A 17,151-nucleotide genomic window follows, 5' to 3' on the forward strand; every position below is an offset into this window, starting at 1 on the left:
TTTATACTTTTGACATAAATGGCAAAACTTAAGCCAAAAAAATACACTGCAAAGCAAAAATACAAAGCGGAACACTCATTGCTTCAAATCCACTTAATAAATCTGCATACATTCATAACAATGGGCTAAAAATGGAGCGAAAATCCACAAAAATGTCAAAAATGTAAGGACACACAAATGATAAATGGATACTACGCAAATACGGGCGGTATGGTAACACAGATAAACCGCCTAGATGTCATCTCAAACAATCTCGCAAATCTCAACACCAATGGCTTCAAACGCGATGATGTCGTAATCGGAGACTATCTACGACTATATAAAGAAACCCAAGATACACTACCGATAAAGGACCACACACGAGCCGCAGCCCAATACCAAAACAGAAATCTAAACCGTGTGCCAAATATCAGTGAGGAATACACAGAATTTCAAATCGGTGCGTTTGCCGAAACGCAAAATCCGCTAGACTTCGCTCTACAAAATCCAAACGCCTACTTTGTGGTAAGCACCCCTGATGGCGTACGATATACGCGTGATGGGAGCTTTGTGATAGATAGTGAGGGGTTTTTAAGCACAAAAGAGGGCTTTAGGGTGCTACCTCGCGCTGCTCTAAATGAAGCAGGCGATGAGGAGGAGCAAGATATGGGGGGAATAATGATGAATGCGGGAATGCAGCTAGAAGCGGATAAAAATGGGAATCTAACTTTTCGCAATCTAGCCACAGAGGAAATAGGCATAGCCGCAGATGGAGGAGCTCTAGCAATCGTAAGTTTTGACAATCCCAAATACCTAAAAAAAGTCGGCTACAATCTCTACAAATACCCAAAAGAACGACTAGAAGATAGAATCATAAATACCACAAATATCGGGCTAGCGCAAGGCTATATCGAAAAAAGCAATGTCAATGCCGTAAAAGAAATGACCGCACTCATAGAAACAAATCGCTTGGTGGAAATGTATTCACGCGCAATGAGAGCTTATGTCGATGACTTCGCACCTGAAGCAATAGGTAAGCTAGCAGTTCGCGCATAAGCAAACAACGCTAGTTAGGTAAAAAATCACAAAATCTAGCTAAAAGTAAGGATAAACAAACCCTCGCAAAATCCGCTACATATAACTACATATACTTCAACCCCACGCTACACGCGATGATAATGGCGATAAGCAAAAGTTTGTCAAAACTTTTGCTTTCATTAAAAAACAAAATTCCCACCACTACGCCTCCGCCAGCTCCTATCCCCGTCCATATCGCATAAGCCACGCCCATAGCGATGTCGCGCATAGAGAGTGAGAGTAGCGATAGGCTTAGCACAAAAAGTGCGGCGATTAGCAGTATGTAGAGATTTTTGCCACTCATTGCGTATCGCTTCATCGCAATCACGCCAAAGATTTCCATTAGCCCAGCGAGTAAAAGATAAGTCCAGCTCATTTTTGCCCCTCCTTTTTAAAATCTTCCTTGTAAGAATCCTTTTTGTGTAAATTCCCTGCACATTTTAAACCTACCTTTTGCAACCCTCTTTTAGCCTGCAGTGCAGAATCTAGCGCATTATCTATCCCTAAATCACTTGAGAGATTTTCTACCAATGCTTCATCTTGGGCTTTGCCATCTTCTTTTTGGCTGACAAACTTAAGCGCGATGACGGCAAACAATAATAGGGCTATGAGGCTTACCTTTATCGCGGAGAAAGGCTCGCCAAAGATAAAAATCTCGCCAGCCACAACGCCCGCCGTGCCAATGCCGACAAACACGCTATAAGCGATACTCACCTCTAGCACCTTGCAAGCCAAAATCATCGCGCTAAATGAAAAAATAATGCCAAGCGCGGTAAGCGCGTAAAGTAGCGTGCTATCGGCGTGCTTTAGCCCGCTTACCCAAAAGCACTCCACAATCCCACCAAGAACCACAAGCCCCCACGCAAGGTTTATAATGCGATTTGTGTTGCCAAAATCTTGCTGAAGTTTCCTAGCAAACTTGCGCCGTTTTATGCGCATTTTTGTGAGATAATTTACCTGCATAGCCTCCCCTTGAAATAATAGATTTTCTTTTGATTTTTACTTGGCTTTATGGGGTGTAAAGGTTAAGGCATTTTGGCAAACATTGTCCAAATATTTCAAATGCCACAAAAAACTTATATAAAATGCGATGCAGAATTACACAAACACTTGCGCAAAGACTTCATCTATATTTTTCACAGGAATTATTTGCAGGCTATCTAGCACTTCTTTTGGTATGTCGCTCAAATCCCGCTCGTAGTTTTTGGAGGGAATCAACGCACGCTTTATCCCTGCTTTGTGAGCGGCGATTAGCTTTTCTTTTAGCCCGCCTATGGCTAGCACATCTCCACTAAGTGTCAGCTCTCCTGTCATCGCTATCTCGCCACTTATAGCCCTATCACAAAGTATAGAAGCGATTACACACGCCATAGCGATTCCCGCACTTGGTCCGTCCTTTGGCACTGCGCCCTCTGGCAAATGCAGATGAATGTCAAAGTTTGAGTAAAAAGGCATATCCCCACTAGAATCTTTAGATTCTTTTTTGGATTCTTTTGTGCTTTGGGCTTTGGCAGATTTTTTGCTTTTTGGTTTTAGCTTATTTTCATCTAGCAGGACTTTTACCACAGAATGCGCGATTTTGGCGGATTCTTTCATCACATCTCCTAGACTTCCTGTGAGAGATAGTCCTCCTTTGCCTTTTAGCTTGATTGCTTCGATTTTTAGCACATCTCCACCCACGCTTGTCCAAGCAAGTCCATTTATGATTCCCACCCTTGCTACCTTGCTAGCAGGGTCGATTTCATACACGATTTTATCAATAAAATCAGGGATAAGTTTGGGTGTCAAGCGTATTTTTTTGTAGTTTGGTTGGGTTAGGATTTTGGTAGCGACTTTGCGCATTATAGAGGCTATCACTCTGCGCAAGTTCCGCACTCCCGCTTCGCGCGTATATCGCTCGATAAGCGTCTTTATCGCTTCTTTGCCAAACTCGATTTCTTCACTACCTAGTCCGTGCTTTTTAAGCTCTTGGGGGATAAGATATTTTAATGCGATTTGCTCTTTTTCTTGTGGTGTGTAGCTAGAGATAGCGATAAACTCCATTCTATCACGCAATGGCGGTGGAATCGCGCCTATATCATTTGCCGTAGCGATAAAAATCACTTGAGATAAATCAATGCTAAAATTGTTGTAATAATCCCTAAAAGCGACATTTTGCTCGGGGTCTAGTATCTCTAGCAACACACTTGTAGGGTCGCCCCTCACACCTCTAGCGACTTTATCGATTTCATCTAGCACCATTACAGGATTCATCTGCTTTGCCTCAATAAGCCCTTGTGTGATTCTGCCCGGCATAGCCCCGATATATGTGCGGCGATGTCCTCTTAGCTCATTTACATCTTCTAGCCCACCTAGTGCTATGCGGACTAGCTCTCTGCCTACGGCTTTTGCGATAGAGTTCGCAAGGCTAGTTTTGCCAACCCCCGGTGGTCCATAAAAACACAAAATCGTGCCTTTTTCTTTTGTGTTATCTTTTTCTTCTCTAGCTTCGCTGTCATCTTGGCTAGAATTTTTGCTAGCTTCCAAGCTAGAATCTTTTTTTGTGATTTTAGATTCGCTTTTTGTGTGCTCTTTGGATTGGGCTTGTGCTTTTTGTGCTAGGAGTTCTTTTACAGCGAAATACTCTACAATGCGCTCTTTTGGTTTGATTAGCGAGTAATGGTCTAAGTCAAGCTGTTTTTGCACATTTTTGATAGATAGCGATTCTTTGGCGTATTTGCCAAATGGTATTTCTAGCACCCATTCTACATAGTTTTGCAAGATATTTGCATCGCCACTTTCTTGGTGCATTTTGCTTAGGCGAGATATTTGCTTTTTTATCTCTTTGTAGGCTTCTTTGTTTAGGTATGGTTTTATGGATTCTAGCTTTTTTTCATACTGCTCAATTTCCTCATCTCTTTGCTTATCAATCCCTAGCTCTTTTTGGATTTGTCGTAGTTGCTCTTTTAGGAAATATTCTTTGTTTGTTTGCTCCATTTTGTTATGCACGCGGGTTTTGATTTCTTTTTGGAGTTTTTGGATTTGGATTTCTTCTGAGACAAAGTCGATTAGCAAAAGCAATCGCTCCTCAGTATCATCACTCCTAAATAGCTTGTATGCTTGCTCTTTTTTTAGCCTTATACTTGAAGCCACTAAGTCTATCATTCGGTTTGGCTCGCCTGTCTCTTCGATAGACTTTAGCAAATCTGGCGGAAGCAATACTTGACTAATATTTGCTAGATTTTGCACTTTTTCTCGTAGCACCTTACTCATCGCTTCCACTTGGGCAAAGCTACATTCTTTATAGCTGATAATATCTACCAACGCTTCATAGCATTCGCCTTTTTGTAATGACAAAATCCGCCCTTTTGTAAGCCCCTGAAACAATAGCTTCACGCGACCATCTGGTAAGTGAACTTTGCGCATAATCGTGCCGATAACACCCACATCAAAAAAAGGTATTTGGTGTTTGGCGATTTTATCAAGTCTATCTATGCTTTCAGTACTAGGGATTACATCAGGTTTGGGCATCGTGGTAGGCTTGTCAACTGGATTTGTGGCGATGAGGCTAGATTTTTCAGTGCTAGATTTTGGGCTAGATTCTTTTGTGATATTTTGCGCGACTTGCTGCATATCATTTGGCTCTTTTGCACAGCAGACAAACACCAAGTCATTTTTATCAAGTGCTTTAGTTGCTGCTTTTATGTTTTTCTCATCGTGGGTAAAAATCGGCACAATGCTAAAGGGATAAGAGAAATTATCTTCCTCAACAATCACAGGAAGTCTCATAGGAAAATCAATATTACTTGGTTGCATTCTTGCTCCTTAAAATTTGGGGAAATGTTGGAAAATATTTGTAAAAATTAAAAATTAGCTAAAAACTTTTACCAATTAAACATTCTCACATACCAAGGGATATGCGATGGCTTAGGCTTAGTAGCTTGCTCTAGCTCATCATCGATTCTCTCTTCGTATTTTTCCCTTGCGCTATGTTTTTTTGCTTTTTTATACACGCGCACAATTCCTTTGTTTAGCTCATTTTGTCCTAGCACAAATCGCACTTGCATTGTTTTGACAAATGGTGCATAGCGACTATCAGGGAAAGTATCCAAAAACTCATCAAAATCACTCAAACTATCAGAGAAAAACTCTTGGTCTTTGCTTGAGCTTTTTAGCCCATAGTAGCGACTTTGAAGTTTCAAAAAATGCAAATAATCAGCGTTTTTTGCATTGGCAAATCGCTTCAAATACTCATCAAAGTAAAATTCTGCAAGCAAATATTGCTCTTTTTGGATATGTGCTTGTCCCAAAATCATCATTGCTTCGGGCAAAAGTGGCGAGTTGATATGCTCACTTTGCAAAGAAGCATAGAAATTATCAGCATTTTCTAGATTGCCCATACGAATCTCTTTTAAGATGTTTTGATACCAATACATTGCTGGCTTATTTAGCTCATTTTTTTCTTTCTTTTTGCACGAAGTAAGCATACAAGCTAGCAAAATCCCAAGCGCAAAAATAAAAAATACTTTGGCAAAGCCCAAAGCAAAAACACAAAAACACCCCCAAAATCTACTGCAAGATTTTTTAGCAGATTTTTCAGTGGATTTTGTGGCAGGTTTTGTAGATTTTGCAGATTTTACACAAATCATCGCGTCATAAAAAAAAGCGGGTAAAAAAAGTGAAAAAAAAGTAAGATTTTTAGGAGGATTCATAATGCGCCTTTCGTTTTTATTTCATTAGTATCTATTATGGTGTTTGCTCGCAGGTAAGGCAATCAAAGCAAAAACGCAACATTATAGCCAAAAAAGGTTAAGCAGTATCAAAACGACATTGGGAAAATAAAGTAAATTTCACTAGCAGAGCGCAATCTTTCACAATGCAATTTTTTGCACAATCCTTTTTTAATAGCTTGGACTTAGCACTTGGGCACAGCTTTTAGGAGCAATTTTTTGAAGCAATCCTTGATACAGCGATTTTTGACATAAATTTTGCAGTATTTTGGCATAGATTTTGCCTAAAATCACATATAATAAAAACCGCATAAAATGCTAAAATGCGTAAGATTTTATAGGCATTTTATAGACTTAAATTTCAAGGAGCGACATTATGGAGACAACCTTTGATGCTATATTGCAAAAAAATCGCTTAAAAACAAATATCGTGCTTATCTGCTATGTGGCTATCTTTGCACTTGTGGGACTGCTAGTGGATATTGTGCGCATTGACGCACCTAGCTTGGAGTGGGGATTTGCAGTGCTTCTAAGCGGGCAAGAGCCCCCACTTGTAACCATTATCGCCTCCCTTATTGCGTGTGCCATCATCGCTTATAGCCTTAAGCGATTTGATGCGATAATGCTAAAAGGCGATGAGTATGAGCTACTAGATGCTAGCACTCGCGCCTTGCCTCCGCTCCAAGCACGCGTGCGAATGGCGTTTGATAATGTCTTGCTTCGCGCTGGGATTAGTGCCTCATCTAGCCAAACCCCTCGCTTATACCTTATCCACGCACCATATATGAATGCCTTTGCAAGTGGCTGGAGGGAGGAAAATTCGCTTGTGGCTATCACTTCCGCGCTTGCAGAAAATCTAGATGAGCAAGAACTAAAAGCCGTGCTAGCTCACGAGCTTAGCCACATACGACACGGAGATATTAGACTTACAATGTGTGTGGGGATTTTAAGCAATATTTTGCTTTTGGTGTGCAATAACGCTGTGTGGCTATTTATGGGCAATAATCGAGGTGGTGGCGCAAACAAAGCTAGAAGCATTTTGCTGATTTTGCAATTTGTCTTGCCACTTTTGACTTTGTGGCTACAAATGTTTCTTAGCCGTTCGCGTGAATATATGGCTGATGCGGGAAGCGCATACCTTATGCGCTCGCCAAACCCACTCATAAGTGCGCTAGAAAAAATCCACAACAACTACGCAAAAAACGACTTCAAAGAGATAGACACAAATCCAACTAGAAAAGCCGCATATATCTTTAGCGACTCTTTTAGCACGCACCCAAGCCTGCAAAACCGTATCCGCTCTTTGCACGGGGAATAGATTTGCCAAATTTTGCCAAGCGCGTAAAACAAGTGCATAAAATACGAGAACAAGAAATGCGAAACGAACAAATAAACGAGCAGATTTTTAGAGACTTTTGTAAGCGCATAGGCGAGGACTACACTCGCGCAGGACTTCAAGCCACACCCAAAAGACTAGCACAACTAGAATCTATCCTTTATGCAGGCTACTCACTTAGCCCAAAAGAAGCACTTGGTGGACTATTTGCAAATAGCGGAATTGATGAAATGATAAGCATAAAAGACATTGCGTTTTATTCAATGTGCGAGCATCATTTGCTACCATTTTTTGGCAAGGTGCATATCGGCTATGTGCCAAAAGATTCTATCGCGGGGATAAGCGGATTTGTGAGACTTGTCGAGGTGTATGCTAAGCGATTGCAAATCCAAGAAAATCTAACCAACCAAATCGCCCAAAGTATCACAGAGCTACTTTCCCCAAAGGGTGTTATGGTGGTGTGCGAAGCGCGTCATCTATGTATGAGTATGCGTGAAGCGACAAAAACTCAAGCCCAAATCACCACAAGTGCCGTGCGCGGAATCTTCAAAAGCGATTCTCGCACGCGAGGTGAATTTTTGCAACTTATCAAAGGCTAAAATCCACACTAATGATAAAATACAGCACACAAATCATTTTGCCAAAATCCATACTTTCAAAAATCTACACTCTTTGCCAGCGCCAAATTTTATAAAACCTCATTAAAATTTATACCCCACTTGCACCCAAAACTGCCTCCCTACTTCATATACGATAGTAGGGCTTGAGTTTGTGCCTGTATAGTTTGTGGTGGCAATGGTAGGATTTTTGGCATTAAGCACATTATAAATATCTACATTTACAAATAAAGTATTTTGATTCCACACATTTACCTCAAAACCTAGTCGCATATCCCAAGTAAATGCTCCTTTTAAAATCCGAGCGATAAATTGGTCTTTGTCATTATGTGCTGGGTTGTAACCTTGAGTAGGACACCACCTAGCATTTGTAGCACATCTATCATAGTTTGTCCCTGCAGTGTGGATTTTGGCTACTGCTTTGTGGCTTGAGCGATAGCGAAAAAAGTTGTTCCACAGCCACCTAAACCGCCCTATGTTAAAACTATGTGTGGTGCTAAGTCGCAGGGTAAAAGGACGCACAAAGTTGCTAGCAGGGCGTTGGGAATAAGCCACCACCTTACCCTCCCACAAAATATCATCATCTTGTATTTGTGAAAGACTTGCACTTTCACTATAATCAACAAAATTTCGCTCTACATTTGTCCAATCCACATTAAAACTTGCATAGTTTTTTATCCCAAAAAATTCCAATGCCCTATCGTGCGAAAGAGAAAGCACGATAATATTCGTTGTGCTTTTGCCCTCATTTGTGTAGGTGTAATAAGTATTTGTGTAATTTGGGTCTTGGGATAATCCCACATAATCGCTTCGCACATAGCGAATGTCATCTCTACCTTGCCGATAAATATATTTTGCTTGCATTCTTATTTCATAAATATTTTGAGAGATTCCGCCCATTAGCTCATCGGTGTATGGGACTTTTAGTTTGCTAAATTTTATGTCGTTTTTGTAAGTGGTTATGCAGTCAGTTTTTCCGCTGTTGTTATAATTACTACCAACGCATTGCACTCCAGAATGTAAAATTTCATACCAATCCTTATTTGGACTATCCCTAGCAATTCCCACGCTCATAGAATTTTGTTTTGCTTTTAGGGCGTAGGCAAAGAGATTGCGCCCATAGTAGCGATTTGCACCAAAGGTGATTTGCGTAGCAAACTCTTTTGGTGCAGGAGTAATGTAGTTTAGACTAAAGCGCGGTGCAACAGTGCTTTTGCCCATATAACTATCTGTATCAAGCCGAACGCCAAGTCGCGTATTTATCTCGCCCGCTTTCGACAAAGGGATAGCAATATCATCTTCTAGCCACGCACTTGCTAGAGCATTGTGCAAATCCACATTTGCTTTCCTATACAGCTCTAGATGTCCAAAATATTGCCCATAAGTCCATTCCACACCGTTTGAATAGTAGGCTTTTTGTGGGTCGCACCATTCCAAAAACGGGCCACTGCACAAACTTTGTTGCGCTTGGGACATTTGTTTTTGGTTGCCATTATTTCGGGCGAAAAAATAATCTTGCGTGTAGCCAAATTGTGCATATTGATAACCTATCTCTAGCCCAGCAGAAAAAGTGTGGCTAGCAAATCCCAAATCAAAGGCGTTAAAATCTTGGATAATTTTATTACTTAGGGTATGTTGTGTCGAGGCAGTGGGTGCATAGCCTCCCTCACGGGCAAATACACTAAACCTCCCCCAATTTTTAGAACTCGAGGGAATCCAATATTTTGTGTGCTCAAATCCGTGCAAAAGTGTAGAATTTTCTAAAAACGAGTAGCTTAGCGCATTTGTAAGGATTCCCGCGCTATTTTGCCAAGTTGTTTTAAGTCCCACTTGATGCCCACCAGAATCAAAGCTAAAAAAATCTCCCCTTGTCCCGCTCATAAAGCGATAATCAAACTGCGGTGCATAAGTGTAGCTAAACTCCAAGCGCACAGAATCATTTGGGTCGTAATAACCCTTGAGAAAGTAATTATAAATTTGGCGTTTTTGTGTTTGCTTGTAAGTGCTTGCATCTTTTGGGTCGACAGGCGTGGCTTGTGAAGTGCTAATGTTGCTGTTATAACGCAATGGGATAAAACTCTGCGTGGTTGCAAAACTAGCGATGATTCCAAATTTGTCATTGATTTTAGATTCCAAACTTGCGCGGATAAGGTGCTTGGTAAAAATTGGCGAATTGTTGTCATTATAGCTTTGTGATACAGAATCTAAAAAACCCTCCAAACTCGCATTGCCATAGAGATGATAATTTGTCATAGAAAAGGCTTTGGGGTCGGCGTTTCCTTGCGTGAATTGATAAGAGATATTTGCGCCAATTTTTTTGCTTGGCTTGCGTGTGCTTGCCTCTACTACCCCACCGCTAAAACCTCCATACGCCACAGATACATTAGAATCTAGAACAGTTATGGAATCTAAAAGGCTTGTATCCACTGCTAACCCTTGAGAGCGTCCCGGTGCGCCACCTAGCCAATCCGCACTACCAGCGGGGTCTAAGTCATTGTTCATATTCATTCCATCGAGTTGGAAATTATTTTGATAATGCAATCCGCCGCTTATGCTGATTCTTGCGGGGTCGATTTCGCCCGGTGTAGTGGAGCGATTTTGTGCGTTATCAAACTGCACATTTGGCAGGATTCTAAGGATTGAGCCTATATCGCCATTGCCACTCGGGCTAGATTCTAGCATTTGTGTGCTTATTTTGCCTGCACTACTTTGGTATTTTTTTATTTGTGAAGTGTCTATATCACTTGTGCCTGTTGCTACGATTTTGCCTAAATCCTTTGCTTGCAATTCTTGCTCTAAATGTTTTGCTTTTGTTTGGCTATCGCTCTCTTGGTTATTTGGCACACTTATGGAGCTTTGATTTGGAGGGCTTTGTGCTGAAAGCAAATAGTGCGACAAACACAAAGCTATCAGCAAATTTCTAAAAACGCTTGACATAAAATCCCTTGTATTTTAAATTTGGACTATGATAAAACTCGATAATAAATGCTTTATCACTTTATATCAAAATTTATAAAAAAGTGCACATAAAATTTATCAAACTATTTTTGACTCACAAAGAGTCCGAGCAAAGTGAGAATCCCGCCGATGATGAGATAGGGCGTGAGTGGCTCTCCTAGCGTAATCGTAGCGATAAACACGCCCACCACAGGAATCGCATAAATATACGCGCTTGCTTTAAGCGTACCAAGTCGTTTGAGGCAGGCATTCCAGCTTAGGTAGCAAAGCGCGGAAGCCACTAGCCCCAAAAAAAGCAAGTTTGCAAGATTGCTAGGCTTAAGATAGCGCGAAGATTCTGAAATCGCGCTTAAGTTCGCGCCAAAATTTTCCCCGTTTAAAAACCCGTTTAAAATCCCGCCCAAAATCCCACTTTGATACAGCGCGAAAGGAAGCGTAAAAATCAGTCCATAAAAAAAGATTCTGCGCGTCATTGCGATAGGATTACTCCCACGATACGCGCTAAAAAGTCGCTCCAAGATAATAGTATAAACCGACCACACAAGCCCAGCAAGGATACACAGCATATCCCCAAGCGGCGAGATTTGCACGCTAAAGTTGCCATTAAACACCACAAGAGAGATGCCCACAAACACAATCACAAAGCCAAGCACAAAAAATCGCCCAAACTTTTTGCCAAAAAAGAGCCTTAGCAAAAGCGCGGTTGTGATTGGGTTTATAGCCACTAGAAGCGAGGCGTTTGAGGCATTAGTAAGGGTGAGCGCGATATTTTCTAGCAAAAAATACAAACAGCTCCCACTAAGCCCCGCACCGATAAAAAGCAGCTCCTTTTTGCCACGCTCAAAGGCAATGCTTTTGTGGCACAAAAGGGCTAAAAAAATATACGCCAAAGCAAAGCGGATAAAGAGAATCTCCGCAGGGGCAAAATCCTCTAGCAGCGCCTTTGTCGCGCTAAAAGTGCTCCCCCACACCACAATGGTAAAAATCGCCAAAAAGTGCCCAAAAAAACTATGCCAACTCTGCCCCAAAAATCCACCGCGCAAATCCACTACCCCTTAAAAATAAATAAAAACCACACAACATTATAAAATCTAAAAGTTTATATAAAAGGATTTTTTATATAGATTTAGCAAATGAACCGCGCTTGGCAAAATTTTAGACAAATAAAAACCGCTAAAAATGCAAAAAACATTTACAAGGCGTGATGAATATGAAAAGGTATAGATTTTGCCAAGCATAAACTTTATGCAAATTTTGCACTAAAATCCCTAGAATTTTTTCTTACTCACATCTTCTAGGATTTCATCGGCTATGCCATTTACGCGTTTGGCGACTTCGTTTGTGGCATTTACCACCTCGACATTTTCTTGCGTGGTGCTCTCTAGTTGCGCGATTGCCTCATTTATCTGGCTTAAGCCACTTGTTTGCTCATTGATAGATTCGCTCATTTCATTGACAGACTGCACGAGGATATTGACATTTGCTTCGATTTCGCCGAGTGAATGCCCCGTGCGCTCGGCTAGCTTCCTCACTTCATCTGCTACTACGGCAAAGCCCCTGCCGTGCTCGCCTGCTCGCGCAGCTTCAATCGCGGCATTGAGCGCAAGCAAGTTTGTCTGGTCGGCTATGTCGCGTATCACGCCTACGATGTTTTTTATGTCTTCGGCTTGGTGGGTGCATTCATCGGTTTTTTCGCTCACTATGTGCATAGAGGAGCTTATCTGCTCTACTGCGGTAGCGGACTCCTCAAGCGAGGTGGCTTGCTTTTGAGAACGCTCTGTGAGAGCCTGCATAGAAGTTTCTAGCTCGCTAGATTTCGCCCCTAGCTCTTTGGCAAAGCCCGCAGAGTGCTTTAGCATCTGCGTGATAGAATCCCCTAGCGCGTTTATGTCTTTTTCGATTCCTTGCGGATTTTGTATGCGCGAGCTAAAGTCGTTTTTGCGATAGGCTTCAAAGGCTTGCGTGGCGTTTGAGAGCTTGTGCCCCACGAGGTTAAATAGCGTTTGGCTCATCTCATTTAGCCTATCTTTGAGGGAATTTGTCTGCGGATTTGGGCTACTTAGCGTGATAGTCTTGCCAAATTTGCCCTGCTTTGCCTCATCTACGACTGCACTCACCTCTTTTATAATCGCAGAATCTTGCTCTATCATCTCTTGGGTGTGTGTGATATTTTTGTCAATCTCACTACTCATTTTCCCAAATTCATCTTGGCTTGTGAGATTGAGCGGTTTTGGGGCTTGCTTTGTCTCATAGTTCAAAAACGCAAAGAACTTGTGCAAGCTCTCTTGTATCGCGCCTAGCGGCTTAAAGAAATACTTAATCGCAAAAAATAGCCCTACCCCGCCAAGAATGAGTAGCACCAAAGCAAGCGCGCTAGAAGCGATGAAATTTTCATTTATCGCCTTTGTCAAATCCGCTTCGTTTGCTTCGGCAGCGATTATCCAGCCAAAAGGCATTTGCTCATAAAACACAATTTTATCCACGCCCAAAAACTTCGTGTGAAACTCGCCCACAGGCTTTTGGCTTGCCTTACTTACGACTTGTACCCCTAGTGCTTTGAGTTTGTCTTTGCCGATTGTTTCTAAATCCGCGTGAGAAAACACCTCGCCTTCAGAATCTATAAGCAAAATCCGCAGGCTTGGCAACTCTTTGCGATAGAAGTTTTTGAACCTATCTTGGAATCCGCCCACCGAAATATCCACCGCTATCACGCCCTCAAACTTGCCATTGCGAAAAAACGGCATAGCCGCAGTGGCTGAAATAGTCGCCTCCATTCCAGCGACTTTGCTTTCATAAGGCGCGGTTACGAAAAATTTTTGCGTATTTTTAGCGGCTTGATACCAGCCTCGCGTGCGGAAGTCAAATGTGCCATCATCGGGCATAGAGGATAAGCGATTTATATCGCTTTTTGGCATACCTGAAATCATTTTGCCTTCACCTTGCTCATATACGATGAACGCGGCGTCATATTGGACAAATTTAGCGAGATTTGCCAGAATCTTTCTCTGTGCAACAATGTCATTCCTATCGACATTTGCAAGAAGCGCGGAAAGCTCGCGCAAATGTTGCTCCGCCTCAATGCCCATCGTTATGTTTATGGTGGTAAAAGATGAGTGAAGCATAAGTTGCTGCAAGCCATTAAAAATATCGGTGGTGGATTTTGAAGTGCGCGTGTAATTTACCACACTGACAATCCCAATCATAATGACAAATATGCCAATAGCGAGCGTAAGAATTTTGGAAGCGACGGTTTTGAACATTTTTTCTCTCCTTGTTGTTTTTTTAACTTTTGTTAAAAATCATTATAACAAAAAAAAAAAAACGACAAGAGGTGTATTATTTGCGGGTTTTTGGCAAATTTTAGCGATGAAATATTAAATGTTTTTGCAAGTTTTTGAAGTATGCAAAGAGGTGGAGTGAAAATAAAAAATTGTAAAAAAGTGTCTTTTTGCAATTTTGTTTATTTTGGGATTCTAAGACTAATATTTATGGCAGTAAAATGATACAATAGCGACTAGATTGTTTATCAAAAATTTTAGTGAGATAGCAAATGACAGAACTAGAAATACAAAGAGCAAAAGAAAAAATAGCCCACACTTTATGGGGAGACACAATCAGTATTCAACTGCCTCTAGAAAAAACAACGCATTATGTTACTTCATTTAGCCTTATAAGCTACGATAAAACAACAAATGAATACAATATTGATAGCAAAAACAATCATAATTTAAACAATATCGACTTTAAGCTAAGCATATATGATTTTGACATAGAAACCATAGCCAAATACAATATAAAGTTTGTTAATTGCTCGTTTGAATGTGAAGTAAATCTAAATCCAAGCGATAAAAGCAAAAAAGGCAAATTGTTTGAATATAAAAATACTCTTGCTTTTGATAATGTTACTTTCAAAAAAAATTTTGATTGCAGTTTTATCAAAACTAATGGAAAAGTTATGTTTGACAAAGTCATTTTTAATGAAGTGTCTTTTGAAAATTCTATATTCAACAAAAAAGCTAATTTTTCTTGCGCAAAATTTGTTGGAAAATCTTGCTTTGCAAAGGCAGAATTTGATGAGGAAGCAAACTTTAGCAATGCTAAATTTTACAATAATGCTGATTTTAGTGGCGCGATTTTTGGAGCAGATGCGTATTTTCATAGAGCAGTTTTTAGGCAAGATTTACAAATGTGTAGAACAGCATTTGAACGAGTGGCAAATTTTTATTTTGCCACCTTTGAAAGTGTAGTAAATTTTTCAGCGTGCGTTATCCAAAATCCAAGATTCCTAAACTTTGTCGGTGTTGACACAAAACGAATAACATTAAATCAAATGGCTGAATATATAAATAAAAAAGTAGAATATGAAGCTAAAGACAATAAAGAAAAAGATAAGACAAAAATACACTTAAAGATTCAACACGCACAAAATTTAAAAGATTCTTTTAGGGCTATCAAAGATACACTTCTTTCACAAAACAATCTTTTGGAAGCACAAAATTGGCACATACTAGAGCCATATGCAAAAGAACTTGAATTAGAGTTTTCCATAGAGCAAGGGCAACATAAAAAAGTAGATACAAAACAAAAATGCGATGAGGATAACAAACAAGATAGCAAAAAATCTAAAAATAATGAGCTAGATTTTACACTGTGGATAGACAATGCGATATTAAAACTATATAGACACACAAGCAATCATCACACAAATTTCACAACTATATTAAATTTCACAACCACGATGATAGTATCTTATGGTAGTTTACTATTTTTGATGAGGGTTATATTGCCATATATGATGGCTTATGGAGAAACTATATCTTATAGTGTTACATTGATTATTGAGTTAATTTTTTTAGCAATCTTTTATTCTTTTAATAAAAACGCATTTGGCAAAAAACTAACTTTGTTACTTGTATTGTTTATGCTTGCTTATTTTCTGTTATCAAGCACTTTTTTAATCTATCTTGTGTATACGCTTTGCTTTTTAATGATATATGTAATTGTTTTGGGAATATTTTACTCCTTATTTCTCACAAAAAACATTGCTGATTATTTTAGGGCATTTATGTATTTTTTTCTACTATGGATTCTCGTTGCAAAACCGCAACTACTAAACCCACTTGTATGAATATTTTCAGCTGATACATTGAGCGAAAATCGATTAGAAAAAAGGCTTAACAATATGGAAGCAAACGCTATAATAAATCTATCTAAAATTTCGCAAAAAGAATTTAATCTAAGAAATGATGATAATGCTTCTTTTAGAGAATCAAAGTCAGTAAAAGAAATAATATTATCAAATAAAAATGAGCTAAGCAATATCATATCATTTTTGTTTGATGATAGAAAAGTGGATAACTTTAAAACTATTTTAGCTACGCTTAAAGATAATCCCAACAACCTATCAAACACAATAAAAAATATTGATGATAGCAACAGCAATAGCGTAATTTTTTGCGATATGAAAAAGCTGCTAAAGTATGATTTTGATAGAGATGATTATGATATATCCTGCAGTGCAAGAAGAAAGTTTACCTCTATATCAATGAATCCTAGCCATAAAGAATATCAAATTTTTGAATCACAAGAAAATCAAACTAGATTAAAAAATATTTTGACACTTATAGATTTGAATGACGAATTAAAACTTAAAGAGATAAAAGAAATTATTGATTATGATGAAGCTAGTAATAGTATCATAAAATCTACTAGCATAATTTATGGCATTATTCTTCTACTTTGCCTCTTTTCTTTGCAAAAGAGTGCGCGTAAAAATTCTATAATCCCTGCTTAGGGCATTTGATGATATAGTAAAATCTAAAAATGTGAGACAAATCAAGTGTAACCCCCCAATAACACAAACTTTCAAGTTAGCTTTGGGGTTGTTTTTTATTTTTAGTAGTCTTAAAAGTTTTATAAATTCCTCATAAGTATTCACTGATTTTTCTAAATAGCTGTCAAAAAATAATCCAAATAAGTGTTTTGTAGGGTTGCAAGTTCTTATAAATTTTGAAATCTTTAAGAGTGCTATAAACCTTGAAAGTTTTTTGAAATTGCTTTTATTTAGAAATCTACTAGAAGTTGTTTATTATTTTAATAAGCCCTAGAAATCATTTTTTTAGCAATCTTGGAGTTGTTTTTATAAGTTTTAAGGGGGTTTTTAAGAAGTTATTTTTATGTAAAGTCTTAAGGTTTTTTAGCTCTGTGTTAAATAGTGCATTTACATACGCTCTACCCAAAGTCATCTTTTTCACAAGTATTTAGATTGCATAAGCAAGTTTTTACAATCAAGTTGAAGTAAGATAGGGCAAGATAGAAAGTAAAGCAAGATAAAAAAACAATACAAGATAAAGAGTAAGGTAAGGTAAAGCAAGATAAAAAGTAAAATAAAGTAAGTAAAGTAAGATAAAAAACAATAAAAAGCAGATAAAGCAAGATTTTGTGAGTTAAGATAAACATTTCCCCAATCCCTGCA

The 17,151-nt window shown here is 39.2% G+C and carries 11 protein-coding genes and 1 pseudogene; 5 read left to right on the top strand and 7 right to left on the bottom strand.

The features are described from left to right. The first annotated feature begins 177 nt into the window (after window positions 1–177). Window positions 178–1,035, top strand: a complete 858-nt coding sequence (locus tag CQA40_RS08790; protein ID WP_115520482.1) for a flagellar hook-basal body protein — start codon at window positions 178–180, stop codon at window positions 1,033–1,035. Window positions 1,036–1,120: 85 nt separating this feature from the next. On the opposite strand, the gene CQA40_RS08795 is transcribed toward CQA40_RS08790, so the two are convergent. From CQA40_RS08795 to CQA40_RS08810, 4 genes and pseudogenes are all read right to left on the bottom strand, one after another. Then, a complete protein-coding gene (locus CQA40_RS08795; RefSeq protein ID WP_023928164.1) occupies window positions 1,121–1,432 on the bottom strand; it encodes a multidrug efflux SMR transporter in 312 nt (103 codons plus the stop codon). Between the two features lie 182 nt (window positions 1,433–1,614). Continuing rightward, window positions 1,615–1,932 (bottom strand): annotated as a pseudogene (locus CQA40_RS11690) (DMT family transporter); the annotation flags it as partial. Window positions 1,933–2,154: 222 nt separating this feature from the next. Continuing rightward, a complete protein-coding gene (gene lon, locus CQA40_RS08805) occupies window positions 2,155–4,851 on the bottom strand; it encodes an endopeptidase La (protein WP_258864516.1) in 2,697 nt (898 codons plus the stop codon). 68 nt (window positions 4,852–4,919) lie between these two features. Further along, complete coding sequence (locus CQA40_RS08810; RefSeq protein WP_408941420.1) at window positions 4,920–5,576, bottom strand: outer membrane protein assembly factor BamD; 657 nt, start codon at window positions 5,574–5,576, stop codon at window positions 4,920–4,922. Between the two features lie 565 nt (window positions 5,577–6,141). On the opposite strand from CQA40_RS08810, the gene htpX reads away from it, so the two are divergent. Both htpX and folE read left to right on the top strand, forming a co-directional pair. Further along, window positions 6,142–7,083, top strand: a complete 942-nt coding sequence (gene htpX / locus CQA40_RS08815; RefSeq protein ID WP_115520483.1) for a zinc metalloprotease HtpX — start codon at window positions 6,142–6,144, stop codon at window positions 7,081–7,083. A 56-nt stretch (window positions 7,084–7,139) separates the two neighbouring features. Next, window positions 7,140–7,700 (top strand): GTP cyclohydrolase I FolE, encoded by a 561-nt coding sequence (gene folE, locus CQA40_RS08820; protein WP_115520492.1) that lies wholly within the window; start codon window positions 7,140–7,142, stop codon window positions 7,698–7,700. 102 nt (window positions 7,701–7,802) lie between these two features. On the opposite strand, the gene CQA40_RS08825 is transcribed toward folE, so the two are convergent. From CQA40_RS08825 to CQA40_RS08835, 3 genes are all read right to left on the bottom strand, one after another. After that, window positions 7,803–10,655: a TonB-dependent receptor plug domain-containing protein gene (locus CQA40_RS08825; RefSeq protein WP_115520484.1), complete on the bottom strand. Its 2,853-nt coding sequence runs from the start codon at window positions 10,653–10,655 to the stop codon at window positions 7,803–7,805. 104 nt (window positions 10,656–10,759) lie between these two features. Further along, on the bottom strand, window positions 10,760–11,725 hold the full coding sequence (locus tag CQA40_RS08830) for a DMT family transporter (protein WP_115520485.1): 966 nt from the start codon (window positions 11,723–11,725) through the stop codon (window positions 10,760–10,762). A 219-nt stretch (window positions 11,726–11,944) separates the two neighbouring features. Next, window positions 11,945–13,936: a methyl-accepting chemotaxis protein gene (locus tag CQA40_RS08835; protein WP_115520486.1), complete on the bottom strand. Its 1,992-nt coding sequence runs from the start codon at window positions 13,934–13,936 to the stop codon at window positions 11,945–11,947. Between the two features lie 290 nt (window positions 13,937–14,226). Between CQA40_RS08835 and CQA40_RS08840 the strand changes: the two genes are divergently transcribed. After that, a complete protein-coding gene (locus CQA40_RS08840; protein WP_115520487.1) occupies window positions 14,227–15,804 on the top strand; it encodes a pentapeptide repeat-containing protein in 1,578 nt (525 codons plus the stop codon). Window positions 15,805–15,858: 54 nt separating this feature from the next. Next, entirely contained in the window at window positions 15,859–16,470 is a 612-nt protein-coding gene (locus CQA40_RS08845) for a hypothetical protein (RefSeq protein ID WP_115520488.1), read from the top strand. Window positions 16,471–17,151 lie beyond the last annotated feature (681 nt).

It is taken from the genome of Helicobacter sp. MIT 01-3238 (assembly GCF_003364135.1).
In the GTDB taxonomy this organism is placed as follows: Bacteria; Campylobacterota; Campylobacteria; order Campylobacterales; family Helicobacteraceae; genus Helicobacter_B.

What these genes read in the sequence shown, in the direction of transcription:
- CQA40_RS08790 (WP_115520482.1), top strand. Translation starts at nt 178, where the DNA reads ATGATAAATGGATACTACGCAAATACGGGCGGTATGGTAACACAGATA.
- CQA40_RS08795 (WP_023928164.1), bottom strand. Translation starts at nt 1,432, where the DNA reads ATGAGCTGGACTTATCTTTTACTCGCTGGGCTAATGGAAATCTTTGGC.
- lon (WP_258864516.1), bottom strand. Translation starts at nt 4,851, where the DNA reads ATGCAACCAAGTAATATTGATTTTCCTATGAGACTTCCTGTGATTGTT.
- htpX (WP_115520483.1), top strand. Translation starts at nt 6,142, where the DNA reads ATGGAGACAACCTTTGATGCTATATTGCAAAAAAATCGCTTAAAAACA.
- folE (WP_115520492.1), top strand. Translation starts at nt 7,140, where the DNA reads ATGCGAAACGAACAAATAAACGAGCAGATTTTTAGAGACTTTTGTAAG.
- CQA40_RS08825 (WP_115520484.1), bottom strand. Translation starts at nt 10,655, where the DNA reads ATGTCAAGCGTTTTTAGAAATTTGCTGATAGCTTTGTGTTTGTCGCAC.
- CQA40_RS08835 (WP_115520486.1), bottom strand. Translation starts at nt 13,936, where the DNA reads ATGTTCAAAACCGTCGCTTCCAAAATTCTTACGCTCGCTATTGGCATA.
- CQA40_RS08840 (WP_115520487.1), top strand. Translation starts at nt 14,227, where the DNA reads ATGACAGAACTAGAAATACAAAGAGCAAAAGAAAAAATAGCCCACACT.
- CQA40_RS08845 (WP_115520488.1), top strand. Translation starts at nt 15,859, where the DNA reads ATGGAAGCAAACGCTATAATAAATCTATCTAAAATTTCGCAAAAAGAA.